General features: G+C 75.2%; 17 protein-coding genes and 2 pseudogenes. 16 read left to right on the forward strand and 3 right to left on the reverse strand.

From position 1 onward, the window contains the following. The first annotated feature begins 1 nt into the window (after nt 1). The 7 genes from INN71_RS12575 to INN71_RS12605 all read left to right on the forward strand — a co-directional run bounded on the left by INN71_RS12575 (nt 2) and on the right by INN71_RS12605 (nt 7495). Nucleotides 2-1018 carry a YafY family protein gene (locus tag INN71_RS12575; RefSeq protein ID WP_277500860.1) on the forward strand — a complete coding sequence of 339 codons (1017 nt, stop codon included), beginning with the start codon at nt 2-4 and terminating at the stop codon, nt 1016-1018. Beyond that, nucleotides 1015-2007 carry a YafY family protein gene (locus INN71_RS12580; protein WP_277500859.1) on the forward strand — a complete coding sequence of 331 codons (993 nt, stop codon included), beginning with the start codon at nt 1015-1017 and terminating at the stop codon, nt 2005-2007. Before INN71_RS12575 ends, INN71_RS12580 begins: the two co-directional genes overlap by 4 nt. Nucleotides 2008-2077: 70 nt before the next feature. Further along, on the forward strand, nt 2078-2359 hold the full coding sequence (tatA, locus tag INN71_RS12585; protein WP_346813248.1) for a Sec-independent protein translocase subunit TatA: 282 nt from the start codon (nt 2078-2080) through the stop codon (nt 2357-2359). 18 nt (nt 2360-2377) lie between these two features. Next, the gene (tatC, locus tag INN71_RS12590; protein ID WP_277500857.1) at nt 2378-3217 is read left to right on the forward strand and encodes a twin-arginine translocase subunit TatC; all 840 of its coding nucleotides are present in this window, start codon (nt 2378-2380) and stop codon (nt 3215-3217) included. 5 nt (nt 3218-3222) lie between these two features. Continuing rightward, nucleotides 3223-4089, forward strand: a complete 867-nt coding sequence (locus tag INN71_RS12595; protein ID WP_277500856.1) for a diacylglycerol kinase family protein — start codon at nt 3223-3225, stop codon at nt 4087-4089. Beyond that, on the forward strand, nt 4086-6932 hold the full coding sequence (locus INN71_RS12600; RefSeq protein WP_301800678.1) for an RNA helicase: 2847 nt from the start codon (nt 4086-4088) through the stop codon (nt 6930-6932). The genes INN71_RS12595 and INN71_RS12600 overlap by 4 nt, the downstream gene beginning before the upstream one ends. A gap of 8 nt (nt 6933-6940) precedes the next feature. Next, on the forward strand, nt 6941-7495 hold the full coding sequence (locus INN71_RS12605) for a GNAT family N-acetyltransferase (RefSeq protein WP_301800680.1): 555 nt from the start codon (nt 6941-6943) through the stop codon (nt 7493-7495). Between the two features lie 13 nt (nt 7496-7508). Here the strand turns inward: INN71_RS12605 and INN71_RS12610 are convergent, their stop codons facing one another. Together INN71_RS12610 and INN71_RS12615 are read right to left on the reverse strand one after the other, a co-directional pair. Then, complete coding sequence (locus tag INN71_RS12610; RefSeq protein ID WP_301800681.1) at nt 7509-8165, reverse strand: SDR family oxidoreductase; 657 nt, start codon at nt 8163-8165, stop codon at nt 7509-7511. A gap of 67 nt (nt 8166-8232) precedes the next feature. Beyond that, nucleotides 8233-9168, reverse strand: a complete 936-nt coding sequence (locus INN71_RS12615) for a 5'-3' exonuclease (RefSeq protein ID WP_301800683.1) — start codon at nt 9166-9168, stop codon at nt 8233-8235. A 36-nt stretch (nt 9169-9204) separates the two neighbouring features. Here INN71_RS12615 and INN71_RS12620 point away from each other — a divergent pair, with 36 nt between their 5' ends. Further along, nucleotides 9205-9642 carry an Lrp/AsnC family transcriptional regulator gene (locus INN71_RS12620; RefSeq protein WP_277501440.1) on the forward strand — a complete coding sequence of 146 codons (438 nt, stop codon included), beginning with the start codon at nt 9205-9207 and terminating at the stop codon, nt 9640-9642. Between the two features lie 66 nt (nt 9643-9708). Here INN71_RS12620 and INN71_RS12625 read toward each other — a convergent pair whose 3' ends face one another. Next, a complete protein-coding gene (locus INN71_RS12625; protein ID WP_301800687.1) occupies nt 9709-11127 on the reverse strand; it encodes a KamA family radical SAM protein in 1419 nt (472 codons plus the stop codon). A gap of 126 nt (nt 11128-11253) precedes the next feature. Here INN71_RS12625 and INN71_RS12630 point away from each other — a divergent pair, with 126 nt between their 5' ends. The 8 genes and pseudogenes from INN71_RS12630 to INN71_RS12665 all read left to right on the forward strand — a co-directional run bounded on the left by INN71_RS12630 (nt 11254) and on the right by INN71_RS12665 (nt 18653). Continuing rightward, nucleotides 11254-12339 carry an L-erythro-3,5-diaminohexanoate dehydrogenase gene (locus INN71_RS12630; RefSeq protein ID WP_277501442.1) on the forward strand — a complete coding sequence of 362 codons (1086 nt, stop codon included), beginning with the start codon at nt 11254-11256 and terminating at the stop codon, nt 12337-12339. Then, nucleotides 12336-12596 (forward strand): annotated as a pseudogene (locus INN71_RS12635) (lysine 5,6-aminomutase subunit alpha); the annotation flags it as partial. The gene INN71_RS12630 and the pseudogene INN71_RS12635, both read left to right, overlap by 4 nt. Further along, nucleotides 12578-13899 (forward strand): annotated as a pseudogene (locus tag INN71_RS12640) (lysine 5,6-aminomutase subunit alpha). The pseudogenes INN71_RS12635 and INN71_RS12640, both read left to right, overlap by 19 nt. Further along, nucleotides 13896-14717, forward strand: coding sequence for an OAM dimerization domain-containing protein (locus tag INN71_RS12645; protein ID WP_301800689.1), 822 nt, complete (start codon nt 13896-13898; stop codon nt 14715-14717). Before INN71_RS12640 ends, INN71_RS12645 begins: the two are co-directional and overlap by 4 nt. Continuing rightward, a complete protein-coding gene (locus INN71_RS12650; RefSeq protein ID WP_301800691.1) occupies nt 14714-15187 on the forward strand; it encodes a hotdog domain-containing protein in 474 nt (157 codons plus the stop codon). Before INN71_RS12645 ends, INN71_RS12650 begins: the two co-directional genes overlap by 4 nt. Before the next feature lie 441 nt (nt 15188-15628). Beyond that, the gene (gene lnt, locus INN71_RS12655; RefSeq protein ID WP_301800693.1) at nt 15629-17308 is read left to right on the forward strand and encodes an apolipoprotein N-acyltransferase; all 1680 of its coding nucleotides are present in this window, start codon (nt 15629-15631) and stop codon (nt 17306-17308) included. Continuing rightward, nucleotides 17305-18066 (forward strand): polyprenol monophosphomannose synthase, encoded by a 762-nt coding sequence (locus tag INN71_RS12660; RefSeq protein ID WP_277501447.1) that lies wholly within the window; start codon nt 17305-17307, stop codon nt 18064-18066. Before lnt ends, INN71_RS12660 begins: the two co-directional genes overlap by 4 nt. Continuing rightward, entirely contained in the window at nt 18063-18653 is a 591-nt protein-coding gene (locus INN71_RS12665; RefSeq protein WP_301800697.1) for an FxsA family protein, read from the forward strand. Before INN71_RS12660 ends, INN71_RS12665 begins: the two co-directional genes overlap by 4 nt. Nucleotides 18654-18657: the final 4 nt, after the last annotated feature.

Raw genomic sequence — 18657 nt, forward strand, 5'->3', positions numbered from 1 at the left:
GATGAGCGCGAACCGCAGCGAGCGGCTGATGAAGCTGCTCATCATGCTGCTGGTCCAGCGCACCCACGTGCCGAAGGAGCGCATCCGGGCCGAGCTCTACCCCGACGCCGGCGACGACGCGTTCGAGAAGATGTTCGAGCGCGACAAGGAGGAGCTGCGCTCCCTGGGCGTCCCGCTCGAGGTGGGCCAGCGCGACGTGCTGTTCGAGGACGAGCCGGGCTACCTGGTGCGCCCCGGCGACTTCGCGCTGCCCGACGTCGTGCTGGACCCCGACGAGGCCGCCGTGCTGGGCGTGGCCACCCAGGTCTGGGAGAGCGCCCGCCTCGCGGACGCGACGCTGGCCGGCGTGCGCAAGCTGTCGGCCGCCGGCGTGCCGGTCCCCCTGGAGGGCCAGCGCCACGACGGCGCCGACCTGGGCATCTCGCCGCCGCGCCTCGGCGCGGCCGAGCCCGCCTTCGACGTGCTCGTCGAGGCCGTGCACGTGCGCTGCGAGGTCGTCTTCGACTACCGCGGCACCAAGGACGACGCGCCCGTCGAGCGCCACCTGCAGCCGTGGGGCCTCGTGCGCCACGGCGGCCGCTGGTACGTCGTGGGCCGCGACGTCGACCGCCAGGAGGAGCGGGTGTTCCGCCTCTCCCGGATCGTGGGGGAGGCCCGGATGACCGGTCGCCGGGACGCGTTCGTGCCGCCCGAGGGCGTCGACGTCGGCGAGGTGGCCCGACGCCTCGCGCCGCCGCCGCCCACCGGCGTACCGGCCGTGCTGCTCGTGCGGCCCGGCACCGGGTTCGCCCTGCGCCGGGACGCGGTCGAGGTGACCCCGGGCGTGCCCGGTCCCGACGGGGCCACCTGGGACCGGGTGCGCCTGGAGGGGTCCGGACCCAGCGTCGTGGAGGCGGTGCTCGAGCACGGCCCCGACGTGGTCGTCGAGGAGCCGGCGCGCCTGCGCGACGAGGTGGTACGCCGCCTCGAGGCCCTGCTGGACGGCCTCGGCGTGGCGCCACGCCGGGGGACGCCGTGAGCGGCGCCGGGTCCCGCGAGCAGGTGGGCCGGATGCTGGCCCTCGTGCCCTACCTCAACGCCCGGGGCGCGGTGCACGTCGACCAGGCCGCCCGCGACCTCGGCGTGACGCCGCAGCAGGTGGTCAAGGACCTGCGCGTGCTGTTCCTCTGCGGTCTGCCCGGCGGGTACCCCGACGACCTCATCGAGGTCGACATCGACGCGCTCGTCGAGCCCGACGGCGACCGGCTGATCCGCATGTCGAACGCCGACTACCTGGACCGGCCCCTGCGGCTCTCGCCGACGGAGGCGTCCGCCCTGGTCGTGGCCCTGCGGGTGCTGCGCACCCACGCGGCGCCGGCCACGCGCGACGTCGTCGACCGGGCGCTGCTGAAGATCGAGACCGCGCTGGGCGGCCAGACCGCCACCATCGACCCCGGTGAGGGGCCCGCGGTGCGCGGGCGGGACGCCGAGATCGTCGACACGCTGCGCGAGGCCGTCGCCGCGCGCCGCCAGCTCACCATCGACTACCACGTGCCGAGCCGCGACGAGGTCTCCACCCGGGTCGTCGACCCGGCGCGGCTCGTCGAGCACGGCGGGCTGCTCTACCTCGAGGCGTGGTGCCACACCGCGGACGCGCCGCGCACCTTCCGCGTGGACCGCGTGCACGCCGCCCGTGTGCTGCCCACCCCCGTGGCCACGGAGCACGACGAGGTGGCGCCGAGCGACCCGGAGGCCGGACCCGAGCAGCTCTTCGTGCCGCCGCCGGGCAGCACCCTCGTCACCCTGCGCCTCGACGCGGAGGTGCGGTGGGTGCCGGACTACTACCCGGTGGAGGCGGTGCGCCCGGCGGGCGACGGGGCGGTCGAGGTCGACCTGCGCGTGGCCGACGCGCGCTGGCTCCAGCGCCTCCTGCTGCGCCTCGCGCCGCACGCCCGGGTGCTCGCCCCGGCGGGCCCCGGCGACGAGCTCGCGGAGCGGGCGCGGCAGGCCCTCCGCCACTACCGGTGACGTCCCGTACGATGGAGGGGTCGTCCGTCGTCCCCCACGTGAGGAAGCCATGACTCAGCCCCTGATCGCAATGCCCGGCGGGTGGGAGCTCGTCCTGATCGTGCTCGTGGTCATCCTGCTGTTCGGGGCGAAGAAGCTCCCCGAGCTGGCGCGCGGCACCGGTCAGGCGCTGCGCATCTTCAAGTCCGAGACCAAGGGCCTGCGCGACGACGACGACACCCCGAAGGAGGGCGCCTCGTCCGCGACGCTGGACGACGAGCCCCGCGGGATCCCGGCGGCCCGCACCGAGACGCGTCCCGTGGAGGACGCCGACGTCGTGCGCCCGGAGCGCCGCGACACCACCAACGGCTGATCGGTCCCACCGAGCGCCGTGGCCATCAAGGGACTCCTGCGTTTCTTCTCGGTCCAGCCGCAGCACGAGGTCGGCACGGACGGCCGGATGGCCCTCTCGGACCACCTCCGTGAGCTGCGCGGTCGGGTGCTGCGGATGCTCGTCGCCTTCCTGGTGGCGTTCGTCGTGGCCCTGTTCTTCTTCGACCAGATCTTCGACCTCATCCTCCAGCCCTACGAGTCCGCGCGTGCGGCGCTGGACGACTCGACGAGCACGCAGGCGACCATCGCGGGCGTCGGTGGGCCCCTCATCCTCTACCTGAAGCTGTGCGGGCTGGCGGCCGTCGTGGCGACGAGCCCGTACTGGCTCTACCAGGTGTGGGCGTTCATCCTCCCGGGACTGCACGCGCACGAGCGCAAGTGGAGCCGGGTGTTCGCGGCCATCGCGGGACCGCTGTTCATGGCCGGCGTCGCGGTCGGCTACCTGACGCTGCCGAAGGGCCTCGAGATCCTCATCGGGTTCACCCAGGCCGACCTGACCAACCTGGTGGAGTTCGGCGACTACCTCAGCTTCCTGGTGCGCACGCTGCTGGTCTTCGGCATCTCCTTCGAGATCCCGGTCTTCCTCGTGCTGCTCAACCTCGTGGGCGTGCTCCCGGGCCGCACGATCGGGCAGTACCGGGCGTGGTTCGTCATCGGGATCTTCGTGTTCGCGGCGCTCGCCACGCCGTCCACCGACCCGTTCACGATGCTCTTCCTCGCCGGGCCGATGTGCGTGCTGGTCGCGATCTCCGAGGTCATCGCCCGCTTCCTCGACAAGCGGAAGGCCGCGCGGTCCCCGTTCGCCGGCCTCCCCGACGACCAGCCCTCACCGATCTGAGCACCGTGCGACGTATCGCGCTGCTCACCCACCCGGGGGCCGGCCGCGGTCGGGGCGCCGCTGCCCGGGAGGTGGCCCTGCCGCGTCTGCGCCGCGCCGGGTTCGAGGTGCTCGACCTGGTGGGCGGCAGCGCGGAGGAGGCGAGCGCGCTGGCGCGCGACGCCGTCGCGGGCGGGGTCGAGGCCCTCGTGGCCTGCGGCGGGGACGGCACCGTCCACCTGGCGCTGCAGCACGTGGCGGGCACGGGCACGGCGCTGGGCGTCGTACCCGCCGGCACCGGCAACGACCTGGCACGCGAGCTGGGCATCCCCGCCGACCCGGCCGGAGCCGCCGACCGCGTCGTGGGCGGCGCCCGCCGCACCCTCGACCTGGCCCGGGTGGGGGACCGGTGGGTGGCCACCGTCGTGGCGTGCGGCTTCGACGCGCTCGTCGCCGACCGCGCCGCCGCGATGACGTGGCCGCGGGGCCCGTCGCGGTACGTGCTGGCCACCGCGGTCGAGCTGCGCCACCTCCAGCCGCGCCGGTACACCCTCGAGCTCGACGGGCAGGTGCGTACGGTGGAGGCCGTGCTCGCTGCTGTCGGCAACACCTCGTCCTTCGGCGGGGGTCTGCGCATCACGGAGGGGGCCCGCACCGACGACGGGCTGCTCGACGTGGTGGTCGTGCGGTCCCTCGACCGGCGCGGGCTCGTCCGCGCCTTCCCCTCGCTCTACCGCGGCACCCACACGGGCCACCCGGCGTACGAGCACCACCGCGTGCGGTCGGTGACGGTGGCGGCGGCCGGCATCACGGCGTACGCCGACGGTGAGCCCGTGGGCCCGCTGCCCCTGACGGTCACGACCGTCCCCGCCGCGGTGGAGGTGCTCGCGTGAGCGGCGCCGGCGCACCCGACGACACCGACGACCTCAGCCCCGCGCAGCGCTACGCCGCGTTCCGGGCCGGGCGGGCGCACCCCGAGCTGCGGGCGTTCGCCGACCACTACAGCTTCGGGCTCGACGACTTCCAGCTGCGGGCCTGCCGCGAGCTCGAGGAGGGCCGCGGCGTCCTCGTGGCCGCGCCCACCGGCTCCGGCAAGACCATCGTCGGCGAGTTCGCCGTCCACCTCGCCCTCGCACAGGGCCGCAAGTGCTTCTACACCACCCCGATCAAGGCGCTGTCGAACCAGAAGTTCGCGGACCTCGTGGACCGGTACGGCGCGGAGCAGGTCGGTCTGCTGACCGGCGACAACGCCGTCAACGGCGACGCCCCCGTGGTCGTGATGACCACCGAGGTGCTGCGCAACATGATCTACGCCGGGTCGCGCACGCTCGCCGACCTGGGCTACGTCGTCATGGACGAGGTCCACTACCTCGCGGACCGCTCGCGCGGCGCGGTGTGGGAGGAGGTGATCATCCACCTGCCCGAGTCGGTGACGGTGGCCTCCCTCTCGGCGACGGTCTCCAACGCGGAGGAGTTCGGCGAGTGGCTGGCCACCGTCCGCGGCGAGACCACGACGATCGTCGAGGAGCGCCGCCCGGTCCCGCTGTTCCAGCACGTGATGGTCGGGCGGCACCTCCACGACCTCTTCGCGCGCGACGACGCGCAGGCCGCCGCGGGGTTCGCCGGTGCGGGCGCGAAGGTGAACCCGCAGCTGCTGCGCGTCGCCCGCGACGACTGGGCGAGCGTGCGGGTCCGGGACCGCCGCGCCCCGCGCGGGCAACGGGGCGGGCGCACCCAGGGCGGCGCGGGCGCCGGGCGGGGCCGCGACGTCGGCAACGGCCGGCGCGTGTGGGTGCCCAGCCGGGCCGACGTGGTGGAGCGGCTCGAGCGCGCCGGGCTGCTGCCGGCGATCACCTTCATCTTCAGCCGGGCCGGCTGCGACGCCGCGGTGCAGCAGTGCCTGGAGGCCGACATCCGGCTGACGACCGCCGAGGAGGAGGCCGAGATCCGCGCGTACGTCGCGGAGCGGGCCGCCCACCTCCCGCGGGCCGACCGCAAGGTGCTGCGCCACGACGAGTTCGCCGAGGGGCTGGCCCGCGGCGTCGCGGCCCACCACGCCGGCATGCTGCCCACGTTCAAGGAGTGCGTGGAGGAGCTGTTCGTGCGCGGCCTCGTGCGCGCCGTCTTCGCCACCGAGACCCTGGCGCTGGGCATCAACATGCCCGCCCGCACCGTCGTGCTGGAGAAGCTGAGCAAGTGGAACGGCGAGACCCACGCCGACATCACGCCGGGGGAGTACACGCAGCTCACCGGCCGCGCCGGGCGCCGCGGGCTCGACGTCGAGGGCCACGCCGTCGTGCTGTGGCAGCAGGGGATGAACCCGGCCGAGGTCGCCGGCCTCGCCTCGACGCGGACCTACCCGCTCCGCTCGTCGTTCCGCCCGTCGTACAACATGGCCGTCAACCTCGTGCACCGCTTCGGCACCGACCGCTCCCGCCAGCTGCTGGAGAGCTCCTTCGCCCAGTTCCAGGCCGACAAGGCCGTCGTCGGGCTCGCCCGCCAGCTGCGCAAGAGCGACGACGCTCTCACCGGCTACGCGGAGGCCGCGACGTGCGACAAGGGCGACTTCATGGAGTACGCCGCGCTCCGCCGCCGCGTGGGCGAGGCCGAGAAGGCGGGCGCCCGCGCCCGGCGCCTCGACCGCCGCGGCGAGGTCGTCGGCTCGCTCGTCCGCCTCAAGCGCGGCGACGTCATCCACGTGCCCGCCGGCAAGTTCGCCGGCTTCGCCGTGGTGGTCGACCCCGGCCTCGGCGAGGACGAGCCGCGGCCCTCCGTGGTCACGGTCGAGCGCCAGGCCCGGCGCCTGGGCCTCATGGACTTCCCCGAGCCCGTGCGGGCGCTCAGCCGCATCCGCGTGCCGAAGTCGTTCGACGGCCGCAACCCCGGGATGCGCCGCGACCTGGCGACGACCCTGCGCAACCACGTGCGCACCCTGCGGGTGCCGCCGCCGACTGCCCCGACGGGCCGCGACGGCGCGGACGGTGTCGACGAGGCGCAGCGCGCCGAGGTCGCCCGGCTGCGCGCCGAGGTCCGGGCCCACCCGTGCCACGACTGCCCCGACCGGGAGGACCACGCCCGCTGGGCCGAGCGCTGGGCGAAGCTCGACGCCGAGGCGCAGACGCTGCGCCGGCGCATCGAGTCCCGCACCAACACGATCGCGCGGCAGTTCGACCGGGTCAGCGAGGTGCTGACGACGCTCGGCTACCTCGAGGACGACGAGGTCACCGACCGCGGCCGCGCCCTCATGCGGCTCTACTCCGAGCTCGACCTCGTCGCGGCGGAGGCGTTGCGGGCGGGCACGTGGAGCGGCCTGAACGCCCCCGAGCTGGCCTCGGCGCTCTCCGTGCTGGTCTTCGAGTCCCGGCGCAGCGACGACCCCCGCGGCCCGCGCATCCCGGCCGGTCCGGTCGCGGACGCGGTCAGCACCACGCGCCGGCTGTGGGCCGACCTGTCGGCGCTCGAGCGCCGCCACAAGCTCGACCAGCTGCGCGAGCCCGACGCGGGGTTCACCTGGCCCGCCCTCGCCTGGGCGCGGGGGGACGACCTCGACGACATCCTGCGGGAGACCGGCATGCCGGCGGGCGACTTCGTCCGGGTGGTCAAGCAGCTGCTCGACGTCGTCGACCAGGTGGCGAACGCGACGCAGGACGGTGCGCTGCGCCGTACCGCCCGGGAGGCCGCCGGGCTGCTCGACCGCGGCATCGTCGCGTTCAGCACGCTCGGCACCGAGGTGTGAGCGGGCCGGTGCTCCGGCCGTGGCGCCTGGACGACGCGCCCGCGGTGCTGGCGATCTTCTCGGCCTCGGACGACCTGGACCGGCAGTACCCGTGGCCGGTGCGCAACCTCGCCGACGCCGCCGCGTGCGTGGAGCGCATGCTCGCGTGGCAGCCCGACCCGGCGGCGGGGGAGCGCTACGCCTTCGCCGTGCTCGACGACGGCGTGCCGGTCGCCAACGTCGCGCTGACCGACGTCGCGCGCACCCACGACACCGCCTGGGTCTCCTACTTCTCCTCGGGCGCGGTGCGGGGCCGCGGGCTGGTACGTCGCGCGCTCGCCGCCGTCGTCACCCACGCCTTCGACGAGCTGGGCCTGCACCGCCTGGAGCTGGGCCACCGCGTCGACAACCCGGCCTCGGCGGCCGTGGCCGAGGCCGTCGGGTTCGTGCCCGAGGGCGTCGAGCGGGAGGGGCTGCGGTACGGCGCGACCCGCCACGACGTGCGCCGCATGGCGCTGCTGGCCCACGACGCACGACCGGCCCCCCGCCAGGGCGAGGAGCCGGTGAGGATCGTGCTGGGCTGAGGCAGCCCGCGGGTCACTCCGCGGTGGCCACGGCCTCGGCGATCGGGGAGGGACCGTTGACGAGCTCCCACTGGCGGCCGACGGAGCGGGCGTCACCGAGGCAGACGGCGACGACGGCGGCGACGTCCGCGCGCGTGACGGTGCTCCGCTCGACCTCGCTCGCGAGGGTGACGGAACCGGTCGGCGGGTCGTCGGTGAGACCGCCCGGGCGGATGATCGTCCAGTCCAGGCCCGAGGCGCGCAGCGCCTTGTCGGCGTCGCGCTTCGCCGCGACGTACTCCTTCCACACCGGCTCGGTGTCGTCCGGGACGGGCTGGTCGACGCCGATGGCGGAGATCTGCACGACGCGGCGCACGCCGGCCTCCCGTGCCCCGGCGATCGTGCCGAGCGCGCCGCCGAGGTCGACGGTGCGCTTGCGCTCGATCTTGCCGTCGGGTCCGCCCCCCGCCGCGAAGACGACCGCCTCGACGCCCGTCATCGCGTCCGTGTAGTGGCGCGTCGTGCTGTTCTCGATGTCGAGCTCGCGCACCTCGGCGCCGAGCGCCTCGAGGTCGGGCGCGTAGGCCAGTGTCCGCACCAGCGCGACCGGCGTGTGCCCGGCCGCCACCAGCAGGGGGTGCAGGTGGCGGGCGATCTGACCATTTCCTCCGACGACTGCGATGCGTGCCATGACCTCCACCGTACGGCGGCCCCGGTCGGGCGCCCCGTCGGGCGCCCGTCGGGCGCCGGTCGGGCGCTCAGTCCAGCGCGAGGAGCGCGGCCGTGAGCCGCTCGGCGCTGGTGCCGAGGTCCCAGCGCTCGGTGAGCGCAGCCGCTGCGTCGGCGTCGAACGTGGAGCCGGGGATGCGCAGGTCGACGTCGCGCACGGGCAGGTCGCGCACCACGGCGACGACCTGCGGGGCGACGTCGAGGTAGTCCGACGCCGCGGCGACCTTGGCCCGCACGCCGGGCGCCATGTCGGCCGCCGGGTCGGTGGCCGCCGCGCGGATGCCGGCGATGTCGCCGAAGCGGCCCAGGAGCGTCGCGGCGGTCTTGTCGCCGACACCCTTGACGCCCGGCAGCCCGTCGGAGGCGTCGCCGCGCAGGGTGGCGAAGTCGGCGTACTGGGAGGCGCGCACGCCGTACTTCTCCCGCACCACGTCCTCGGTGACGCGCTCGTGGCGGCCCACGCCCCGGGCGGTGTAGAGCACGCGCACCCGGGCGGCGTCGTCGACGAGCTGGAAGAGGTCGCGGTCGCCGGTGACGACGTCGACCGGCATGCCCGCGCCGGTGGCCAGGGTTCCGATGACGTCGTCGGCCTCGTGCTCGGGCGCGCCCACGACGGGCAGCCCCCAGGCCGCCAGCACCTCGCGGATGATCGGCACCTGCAGCTCGAGGGGGTCCGGCACCTCCTCCACGTCGGGGTCGGCCTCCCGCACCTCCACGACGCGGTGCGCCTTGTAGGTCGGCAGCAGGTCGACGCGCCACTGCGGGCGCCAGTCGTCGTCCCAGCAGCAGGCCAGGTGGGTGGGCTGGTACTCCCCGACGAGCCGCGTGACGAAGTCCATGAGGCCGCGCACGGCGTTGACCGGGGTGCCGTCCGGCGCCCGCATCGAGTCGGGGACGCCGAAGAAGGCGCGGAAGTAGAGCGACGCGGTGTCGAGCAGCAGGAGGCGCGGGGCACGGTGGGGCACGCGCCGATCCTGCCACGAGTGGTTAGCCTGTCCGGCGTGGAAGAGACGGACCGCAAGATCCTCGCCCTGCTCGCCCAGGACGGCCGGATGTCCTTCACCGAGCTGGGGCGGGGCACGGGACTCTCGACGTCGGCCGTGCACCAGCGGGTGAAGCGGCTCGAGCAGCGGGGCCTCATCCGCGGGTACGGCGCGACGATCGACTACGACCAGCTGGGGCTGCCGCTCACGGCGTTCATCTCGATCCGCCCCATCGACCCCTCGCAGCCGGACGACTGCCCCGAGCGGCTGCGCGACATCGTCGAGATCGAGTCGTGCTGGTCGGTCGCGGGGGAGGAGTCCTACATCCTCAAGGCCCGGGTCGAGACCCCGGCGCTCCTCGAGGGCCTGCTGGCCCGCATCCGGGCGGCGGCGAACGTGTCGACGCGCACGACGATGGTGCTGACCACGTTCTACGAGAACCGCCCCGTCACCTGAGGCCCGGTGTCACCCCGGCCTTCCCCCCGGCCTTCCCCCGGCCTTCCCCCCGGCTCACGCCCCGGCTCACACCCCGGCCGGCACCGCGCCCGCGGCGGTGAGGGCCTGCTGCTCGCGCCACCACGCCCGGCCCTCCTCGCCGAGGGTGTGGATCGGGTCGTAGTAGTGGTACTCGCGGCTGAGCGCCGCGGGGTCGTCGGCCTCGATGGACGTGCGGTAGTTCTTCGTCCACCCCGTGATGCCGCGCACCGCGTCGTACGACGACACCTGGTGCACCCAGCGCTTGCCGACGAACGGCACGTCGCACACGATGCGCGGCGTGGCGAAACCGGGCAGGTAGCCCATGATCGCGGTCTGCAGCCGCTGCGCCTCGGCGACGGAGACCCGCCAGTGCTCGGCGGCCGGGATCATGTCGCACAGGTAGAGGTAGTACGGCGTGATGCCCGCCCCGTCGAGCAGCGCGAAGCTGAGGTCGAGCAGGTCGTGGGCGTCGGCGTTGACCCCGGCCAGCAGCACGCCCTGGTTGCGCACGTCGCGCAGGCCGGCCTCCAGCAGCGCGCGGGAGGCACGGGCCACCAGCGGCGTCACCGAGGCCGCGTGGTTGGCGTGGGTGTGCAGCGCCAGCGACACCCCGCGCGAGCGCGCCGTGCGCGCCACGCGCTCCACCCCGGCCAGCACGTCGTCGGCCAGCCAGTGCTGGGGCAGGCCCACGAGGGCCTTCGTGGCGAGCCGCACGTCGCGGATGGTGTCGATCTGCAGCAGCGCGTCGAGGAACGCCTCGAGCCGGGGCCACGGCATGTTCGCGACGTCGCCGCCCGAGACGACGACGTCCCGCACCGCGGGGGTACGGCGCAGGTAGGCCAGCATGTCCTCGAGCCGGTCGCCGGGACGCCCGACGAACTTCAGCTTCGGCACCGCGGGGGTGGAGGTGCCGACGAGGTCCATCCGTGTGCAGTGCCCGCAGTACTGGGGGCAGGTGGCGACGAGCTCGGCCAGCACCTTGGTGGGGTAGCGGTGGGTGAGGCCCTCGGTGGCCCACATGTCGTGCTCGTGGAGCGAGTCGCGCGCGGCGTGGGGGTGCGAGGGCCAGTCGGTGCGCCGGTCGGAGTGCACGGGCAGCATGTAGTGCCGCACGGGGTCGGCGTACCAGGCCGCGGTCAGCGAGCCGGGCCCTGCCGGGCTCACGTGCGCCGCGATGGTGTTGACCATCTGGGGCGGCAGCAGCATCGACATGGTGGCGGTCTCGGCCTGGTCGCGCTCGAGGTCGGCGTGGAAGGCGTCGTCGACGAGGTCCCCGAGCAGGTCCCGCAGCTGGCGGACGTTCTTCACGCAGTGCGCCCGCTGCCACTGCGCCGAGGCCCACTCCTGCGCGGTGACGTCGCGCCAGCCCGGGAACCGGCGCCAGTCGGGCTCCACCAGCTCGGTGCGCGCGTAGACGTAGGGCTGCGGCGTGCCCACCGGACCGGTCGCGCTGTCGAGGCTCATGGGTCCCTCCGGACGTGTCGGCGTGGTCGTTGCCGCGGGAGGCGGCCTCTGCCACAGTAGGCGGAGATCGTCCTGCGTGTCGATCATCACGCCGGACGATCTGTCGTCCAGACCGGGAGTCGCCCCATGTCGTTGACCCAGCAGGCCCTGCCCGCCGCCGATCCTGTCGGCCTGCACCGCGTGCTCGACCGTCCCCGCGTGCTGCCCCAGGCCGCCACGCGCCTGGACGCCCGCCCGGAGGTGGCGGACGACGAGGTGCGCGTGCGGGTCGAGCGGCTCAACCTCGACGCGGCGTCCCACCGCCAGCTCGTCGAGCAGCACCGGGGGCCTGACGGGGCTCTCGACGTGCCGGCGCTGCGCGCGCACGTGGGGGCGATCGTGGCCGAGCGCGGCAAGATGCAGAACCCCGTCACGGGCTCCGGCGGCATGCTGCTCGGCACCGTCGAGGAGGTCGGGCCGCGCTCCCCGCTCGGCCTGCGGGTGGGGGACCGCGTCGCCACGCTCGTCTCCCTGTCCCTGACCCCGCTGGTGCTCGCCGACGGCCTGGAGCGGTGGGACGGGCGCGGCGAGCAGGTGCCCACCGACGGGCACGCCATCCTGTTCGGCCGCTCGGTCGCGGCCGTGCTCCCCGGCGACCTCCCCGACCACCTCGCCCTGGCGGTGATGGACGTCTGCGGCGCGCCCGCGCTCACCCGCCGCGTCGTGGCGGACCACCGCGCACGCGACGGGCGCGCCCCGGTGGTGGCGGTCGTGGGCGCCGCGGGCAAGTCCGGCTCGCTGTCGCTGGCCGCCGCCCGGGAGGCCGGAGCGGCGCGCGTGGTCGGCGTCGTCCCCGTCGAGGCGGAGCGGGCGGCGCTCGAGGCCACCGGGCTCGCGGACGCGGTCGTGCTCGCCGACGCGCGGGACCCGGTCGCGCTGCGCGACGCGGTCGCCGCCGGCGGGGGTCCGGCCGACGTCACCGTCGTCTGCGTCGACGTGCCGGGCTGCGAGGGCGGCGCGGTGCTCGCCACCGCCGACCGCGGCACGGTCGTCTTCTTCTCCATGGCCACGTCCTTCACCGCCGCGGCGCTCGGCGCGGAGGGCCTCGCGGCCGACGTGACGATGCTCGTGGGCAACGGCTACGTGCCGGGCCACGCGGCGTACGCCCTCGACCTCGTGCGCACGGTGCCCGCCGTGCGCGCCCTGCTCGAGCAGCGGGAGGCCCGCCGGTGAAGCTGCACCTGCCGCCCGCGACCGTACGGCGGGCCCGCGAGCTCGCGGCCCGCGTCGGGCAGCCCGTGGTCGACCTCGCCCGCGCGCACACCACCGTCGCCGTCGAGCGGGCCACGCTGCGCCTCGCGGGCCTGCCCGGCGCGGACGCGGAGGGCACGCCCTGGGTCAACCGGCTCGTCGACGTGCTGGGCGAGGACCTCGGCGAGGAGGCGCTCGCGCACGGGGTCGTCGTGCCGGTGTGGGACGCCCTGCTGCGCGGGGAGGCCGACGACCTGCCGTCCCTGGCGCAGAAGGCGGCCGCCGGCTCGGTGCGCTTCCGCTGCCGACGGGCGCCGACGCGCGCGCGGCCCGTGCGGCCGCGGACGGCCCCGTCGCCGCGGGCCTGGCCCGGGTCGATGCCCGGCGTGCCGAGCGCGACCGACAGCTGCGCGAGGTGGGGGACGCGCCGCGGACCCCGTGGATCTACCTCATCGTCGCCACGGGCGACATCCACGAGGACGTGCCCCAGGCGCAGGCCGCCGCCCGCGCCGGGGCCGACGTCATCGCGGTGATCCGCAGCACGGGCAGAGCCTGCTCGACTTCGTGCCGGAGGGCGCGACGCGGGAGGGCTTCGCCGGCACGTACGCGACGCAGGAGAACTTCCGGCTCATGCGCGCCGCGCTGGACGAGACGAGCCGCGAGCTGGGCCGCTACGTGCGGCTCACCAACTACGCCAGCGGGCTGTGCATGCCCGAGATCGCCGTGCTCGCCGGCCTCGAGCGGCTCGACATGATGCTCAACGACTCGATGTACGGGATCCTCTTCCGCGACATCAACCCGGTGCGCACCTTCGTCGACCAGCGGTTCAGCCGGCAGGTGCACGCCCGCGCAGGCATCGTCATCAACACGGGCGAGGACAACTACCTCACGACCGCCGACGCGGTCGAGGCGGCGCACACGGTGACGACGAGCCAGCTGCTCAACGAGTTCTTCGCCCGCGAGGCGGGCCTGGAGACCTGGCAGCTCGGCCTCGGCCACGCCTTCGAGATCGACCCGGCGGTGCCCGACTCGTTCCGCCTGGAGCTCGCGCACGCCCTGCTCGCCCGGGAGCTCTTCCCCGACGCCCCGCTCAAGTGGATGCCGCCCACGCGGCACATGACGGGCGACGTCTTCCGCGGCTACCTGCTCGACGGGTTCTTCAACCTCGCGGGCGCCCTGACCGGTCAGGGCATCCTGCTCGTCGGGATGATGACGGAGGCCGTCGTCACGCCCTGGCTCTCCGACCGCGACCTGGCCCTGCAGAACGTCCGCTACGTCCTCGACGCCGCCGGCCGCCTCCACGAGGACTTCCACCCGGCCCCCGACGGCGTCATCGTCCAGCGGGCCCACCAGGTGCTCGCCGAGTCCGTCGACCTGCTCGAGCGGATCCTCACGCACGAGCGGGGCCTGCTCGACGCCATCGCCGACGGCACCTTCGGCCTCATGCGCCGCCCGCCCGACGGCGGCCGCGGCCTCGACGGCGTCCGCGTCAAGGCGGACGACTACCACAACCCGGCCACCGACCTGCTGGAGGCGACGTGACCAGCGCACCGACCGACGCCCGCACCGACGTACCGGCACCCCCGACCCCCGCGCCGCCGCCGGACGCGGGCGCGTCACCGGGGCGCCGCGTGCTCCCGTACGGCGACACCACCGGCGACGGGATGGTGCAGCTCTCCTTCACCCTGCCGCTGCCGCACGACAAGGTCGCGGAGGGCGCCGCGGAGCAGCTCGCCGCGAAGATGGGCATGGACCCGGCGATGGTCGTGCACGCCCGGCCCGTCGGCGACGGGTTCACTTTCTTCGTCGTCTACGGCCGCGTGCGCCACGTCGTCGACACCGCCCGGGTCGAGGTCGTCGAGCGCGACTACCCGCTGCTCGGCCCCAAGGAGGCCAACCTCGCGATCCGCGAGACCTTGCAGCGGCGCCTCGTCGTGGTGGGCGCCTGCATCGGCACCGACGCCCACACGGTCGGCATCGACGCCATCCTCAACGTGAAGGGGTTCGCGGGGGAGAAGGGGCTGGAGTACTACCGGGAGATCAAGGTCGTGAACCTCGGCGCCCAGGTCGCCGTGCCCGCCCTCGTCGCCGCGGCCGTGGCCGAGCAGGCGGACGCCGTGCTCGTCTCGCAGGTGGTCACGCAGCGCGACGCGCACCTGCTCAACACCCGCGAGATGGCGGCGGCCTTCCGCGAGGCCTACCCGCCCGCCCGGCGGCCGCTGCTCGTGGTGGGCGGGCCCCGCTTCGACGAGCGGATGGCCGACGAGCTCGGCGTCGACCGGGTGTTCGCCCGCGGCACCACCCCGGGCGAGGTCGCGAGCTTCCTCGTCGACCGCGTGCGTCGGCGGGTGGCGGCGTGACCGCCCCGGGGACGGGCCCCTCGGTCAGCCCCGTCGTCGGCCCCGTCGTCGGCCCCGTCGTCGGCCCCGTCGTCGGCCCCGTCGTCGGCACCGTCGTCACCCACCGCCGCTACGTCGCGCACTCCCACGCGCACTACGCCGGGGGCCTGGTCGACGGTGCCTTCGGCCTCGGGCTGTTCGGCGACGTGGCCACGGAGATGTGCATCCGCACGGACGGCGACGAGGGCTTGTTCGCCTCCTACGACGACGTCCAGTTCCTCGCCCCCGTGCGGGCCGGGGACGTCGTCGAGGTGCGCGCCGAGCTGGTCGCCGTGGGGCGTCGCTCCCGTCGCCTGGCGCTCGAGCTGCGGGTCGTCGCCCGGGGTGCGGGGACCCATGGGCGCCCCGGCGCGGCCGTGCTGCTGGACGAGCCGCTGCTCGCGACCCGGGCGTCCGGGACCGTCGTGGTCCCGGGCCCCGAGGCGGCCTAGCCCGCACGACGGCGTGTCCGGCGGCGACACGCCGCGCGGGCACGGGAAACGCGGAGAAATTCGGGCGGGGCCCTCCCCGCGCTGACCTGCGCTGATAGTGCATCGGCCCAGGTCAGCGCAACATTGACACACTCCGGGGTCACCGGAAGTCTGTGCCGGGTTCACCTAGGGCAGTTCGCGCGTGGGAGCCGAGATGCCGAGCGGTGGGTCGACGGGTCGCGCACCACTTCCCGACCGGCCGGCCGACTCGCTCGGGTCCCTCGCTGCGGTGGTGGACGCGGAGGGGGTTGCGTGGTCCGTAGACAACTTCTCGGTCCCGGCAGCCGGCCGGGCCCGCGTCGGTCCGAAGGCCACGCCGACCCCCTCCGCCCTGCGGAGGGTCGCCGCGAGTTCACGCCGACGATCCCGGGGCGTCACGTCGGGTGGGCTACCTTTCCCCGCATGCCCGCGTCGTCCCGCCTCCGCGTGCTGCTGGCGGTGCTGGCGGGCCTCGTCGGATCCGCCGCGTTCGACCCCGTGGGGCTCGTCCTGTGCGGCCCGCTGGCCGTCGCGGGCCTCGCGCTCGCCGTCCGCGGCACGCGGGTGCGCACGGCCCTGGCCCTCGGCACGCTGTTCGGCGCCGCCTTCCAGTTCGCGCTCCTGTGGTGGATGCGCGCCGTCGGGCCCGAGGCCTGGGTCGCGCTCTCCCTCATCGAGACGCTCTACTACGCGCTGCTGGGCCCGGTCGTCATGGCGTTGCAGCGCGTGCGGGGCTGGCCGCTGTGGGTCGCCGCCGCGTGGGTCGCCTGCGAGGAGCTCCGCGGCACCTGGCCGTTCGGCGGCTTCCCCTGGGGCCGCTTGGCGTTCGGCACCGCCGACACCCCGTTCTCCGCGCTGCTGCCCTGGGTGGGCACCGCGGGCACCAGCCTCGTGCTGGCCCTGCTCGGCACCCTCCTGGCCGCGGCCGTCGTGGCCCTGCGCGCCGAGGGTCGCGCGCTCGGTCGGGACCGGCGCCGGGTGGCGCGGCTCGTCGTACCCCTCGGGGTGCTGGGAGCCGTCGTCGCGCTCGCCGCGCTCCGGCCCTACGAGGTGCCCACGACGGGGCCGGTGGTGCCCGTCGCCGCGGTCCAGGGCGACGTGCCCGGGGCCGGTGACGACGTCGTGCCCGTGCACCGCGAGGTCACCGAGAACCACGTCCGCACCACCGTCGAGCTGGCCGACCGCATCGCCGCCGGCACCTCCCCGACGCCCGCCTTCGTGCTGTGGCCCGAGAACTCGACCGCCGTCGACCCCTTCACCGACCGCTCGACCACCGCGGGCATCGAGGAGGCCGTCGCCGCCGTCGGCGTGCCCGTCGTCGTCGGGGGCATGGTCGACGCGCCGGCCGAGGGCCAGGTGCTCAACCAGGGCATCGTGTGGGACGACGTCACCGGCCCCGGCGACCGCTACGCGAAGCGCCACCCGGTGCCGTTCGGCGAGTTCATCCCGTTCCGCAACGCCGGCCTCGCCTCGATCGTCGACGACTTCGACCTGATCCCGCGCGACATGGTCGCGGGCACGCGCGACACCCCGCTGGAGGTCGCCGGCATCCGGGTGGGCAACGCGATCTGCTTCGACGTGGCGTACGACGACGGGTTCCGCGACCAGGTGCGTGCGGGGGCCCAGGTGCTCACCGTGCAGACCTCCAACGCCATGTTCATCCGCACCCACCAGGTCGACCAGCAGTTCGAGATCACGCGCCTGCGGGCGATCGAGTCCGGCAAGTACCTCGTCGTGGCCGCCATCAACGGCCAGAGCGCCGTGGTCGCCCCGGACGGCGAGGTCGTCAGCTCCATCGACCGCCGCACGCGGGGCGTCGTCGAGGCCTCGGTCGTGCTCAACGACGTGGTGACCCCCGGGCTCCGGCTCGGGCCGTGGATCGCCGCGGGCGTCACCGCCGCCACCGTGCTGCCCCTGCTCGGCCTCGTGCTCGCCGGTCTCGGCGGGGCGCGGCTGCGGCGGCGTACCGTGGACGGCGGGCACGACGGCGCCCCAGCACAGGCACAGGCAGGGGGCACGACCGGCCCGGCAGGGCAGACCGACCAGACCGGGTCCGCAGGGGCCCGGGGGACCGCAGGCACGACGAGGGAGACCGTGGGATGAGCCACAGCGACCTGGGGCGCGGCGTGGTCGTCGTGCCGACCTACAACGAGGCGCTCAACCTGGAGGCGGTCGTCGCCCGGGTGCGGGCCGCGCAGCCCGCGCTCGACGTGCTCGTGGTCGACGACGGGTCGCCGGACGGCACCGGCGCCATCGCCGATCGCCTCGCGGCCGCGGACCCCGCTGTGAGCGTCCTGCACCGCACCGAGAAGGCCGGACTGGGGGCGGCGTACCTCCACGGCTTCGCCGTGGCGCTCGAGCGCGGCTACGACGTCGTCGGCGAGATGGACGCCGACGGCTCGCACCAGCCCGAGCAGCTGGGCCGGCTCCTCGACGCCCTCGCGTCGGCCGACCTCGTCATCGGCTCCCGGTGGGTGCGCGGCGGCTCGGTGGTGAACTGGCCGTGGAGCCGCATGGCGCTCTCGCGCGGCGGCAACCTCTACGTGCGCCTCCTGCTCGGCATCCGGGTGCGGGACGCGACCGCCGGCTTCCGCCTCTTCCGCCGCACGACGCTCGAGAAGATCGACCTGGCGTCCGTGCAGTCGACCGGCTACGTCTTCCAGACCGACCTCACCTGGCGCACGCTGCAGGCCGGTCTCGTCGTCACCGAGGTGCCGATCGAGTTCGTCGAGCGCGAGCGCGGCGAGTCGAAGATGACGGGCGCGGTGGCGGGGGAGTCGCTGCGGCGCATCACCCGCTGGGGCCTGCGGGAGCGCCGACGTCAGCTGCGCCGGTTCGTGCGCGAGCGCCGCCGCCCGTGAGCTCCGCGTCGCACGTCCCGCTGACGCCCGGGGGAGGGCCGGGGCGGCCCGGCGGCCCCGCCGGTCGCCGGCCGGCCGGCAGCGTCCGCGCGGCGCGCCTGCGCCGGCTGCGCCTCGTGCTGCCGCTCCTGGCGGGCGTGGTCCTCGAGGTCGCCGCGGTGGTGCTGGTGGCCGGGTGGATCGGCGTCCTGCCGACCGCGCTGCTGCTCGTGGCCTCCACCGTGGGCGGGGTCGCGCTGCTGGGTCGTGAGGGGCGCCGCTCGTGGCGCGCGGCGCTGGACGCGGCCCGCTCCGGGCGTCCGCCGGCCGACGACCTCCTCGACGGCGTGCTCGTCGTCGTGGGCGCGGGCCTGATGATCGTGCCCGGGCTCGTCAACGGTCTCGTGGGGCTGCTGCTCCTGGTGGCGCGTCCCGTCGTACGACGCCCGCTGCGGGCCCTGCTGATGCGGCGAGCCCGCCGGTACGGCGTACCGGCGGGCTCGTGGCCCACCCCGGGGGGCAGGTCGTCCGCGGCGCCCGGGGCTGCCGGGCGCGACGACGTGGTGCGGGGCGAGGTCGTGGACCCCGACGAGGGGCCCCGGGCCTGACCCG

The organism is Nocardioides sp. ChNu-153, assembly GCF_030466625.1.
Lineage (GTDB): Bacteria > Actinomycetota > Actinomycetes > Propionibacteriales > Nocardioidaceae > Nocardioides.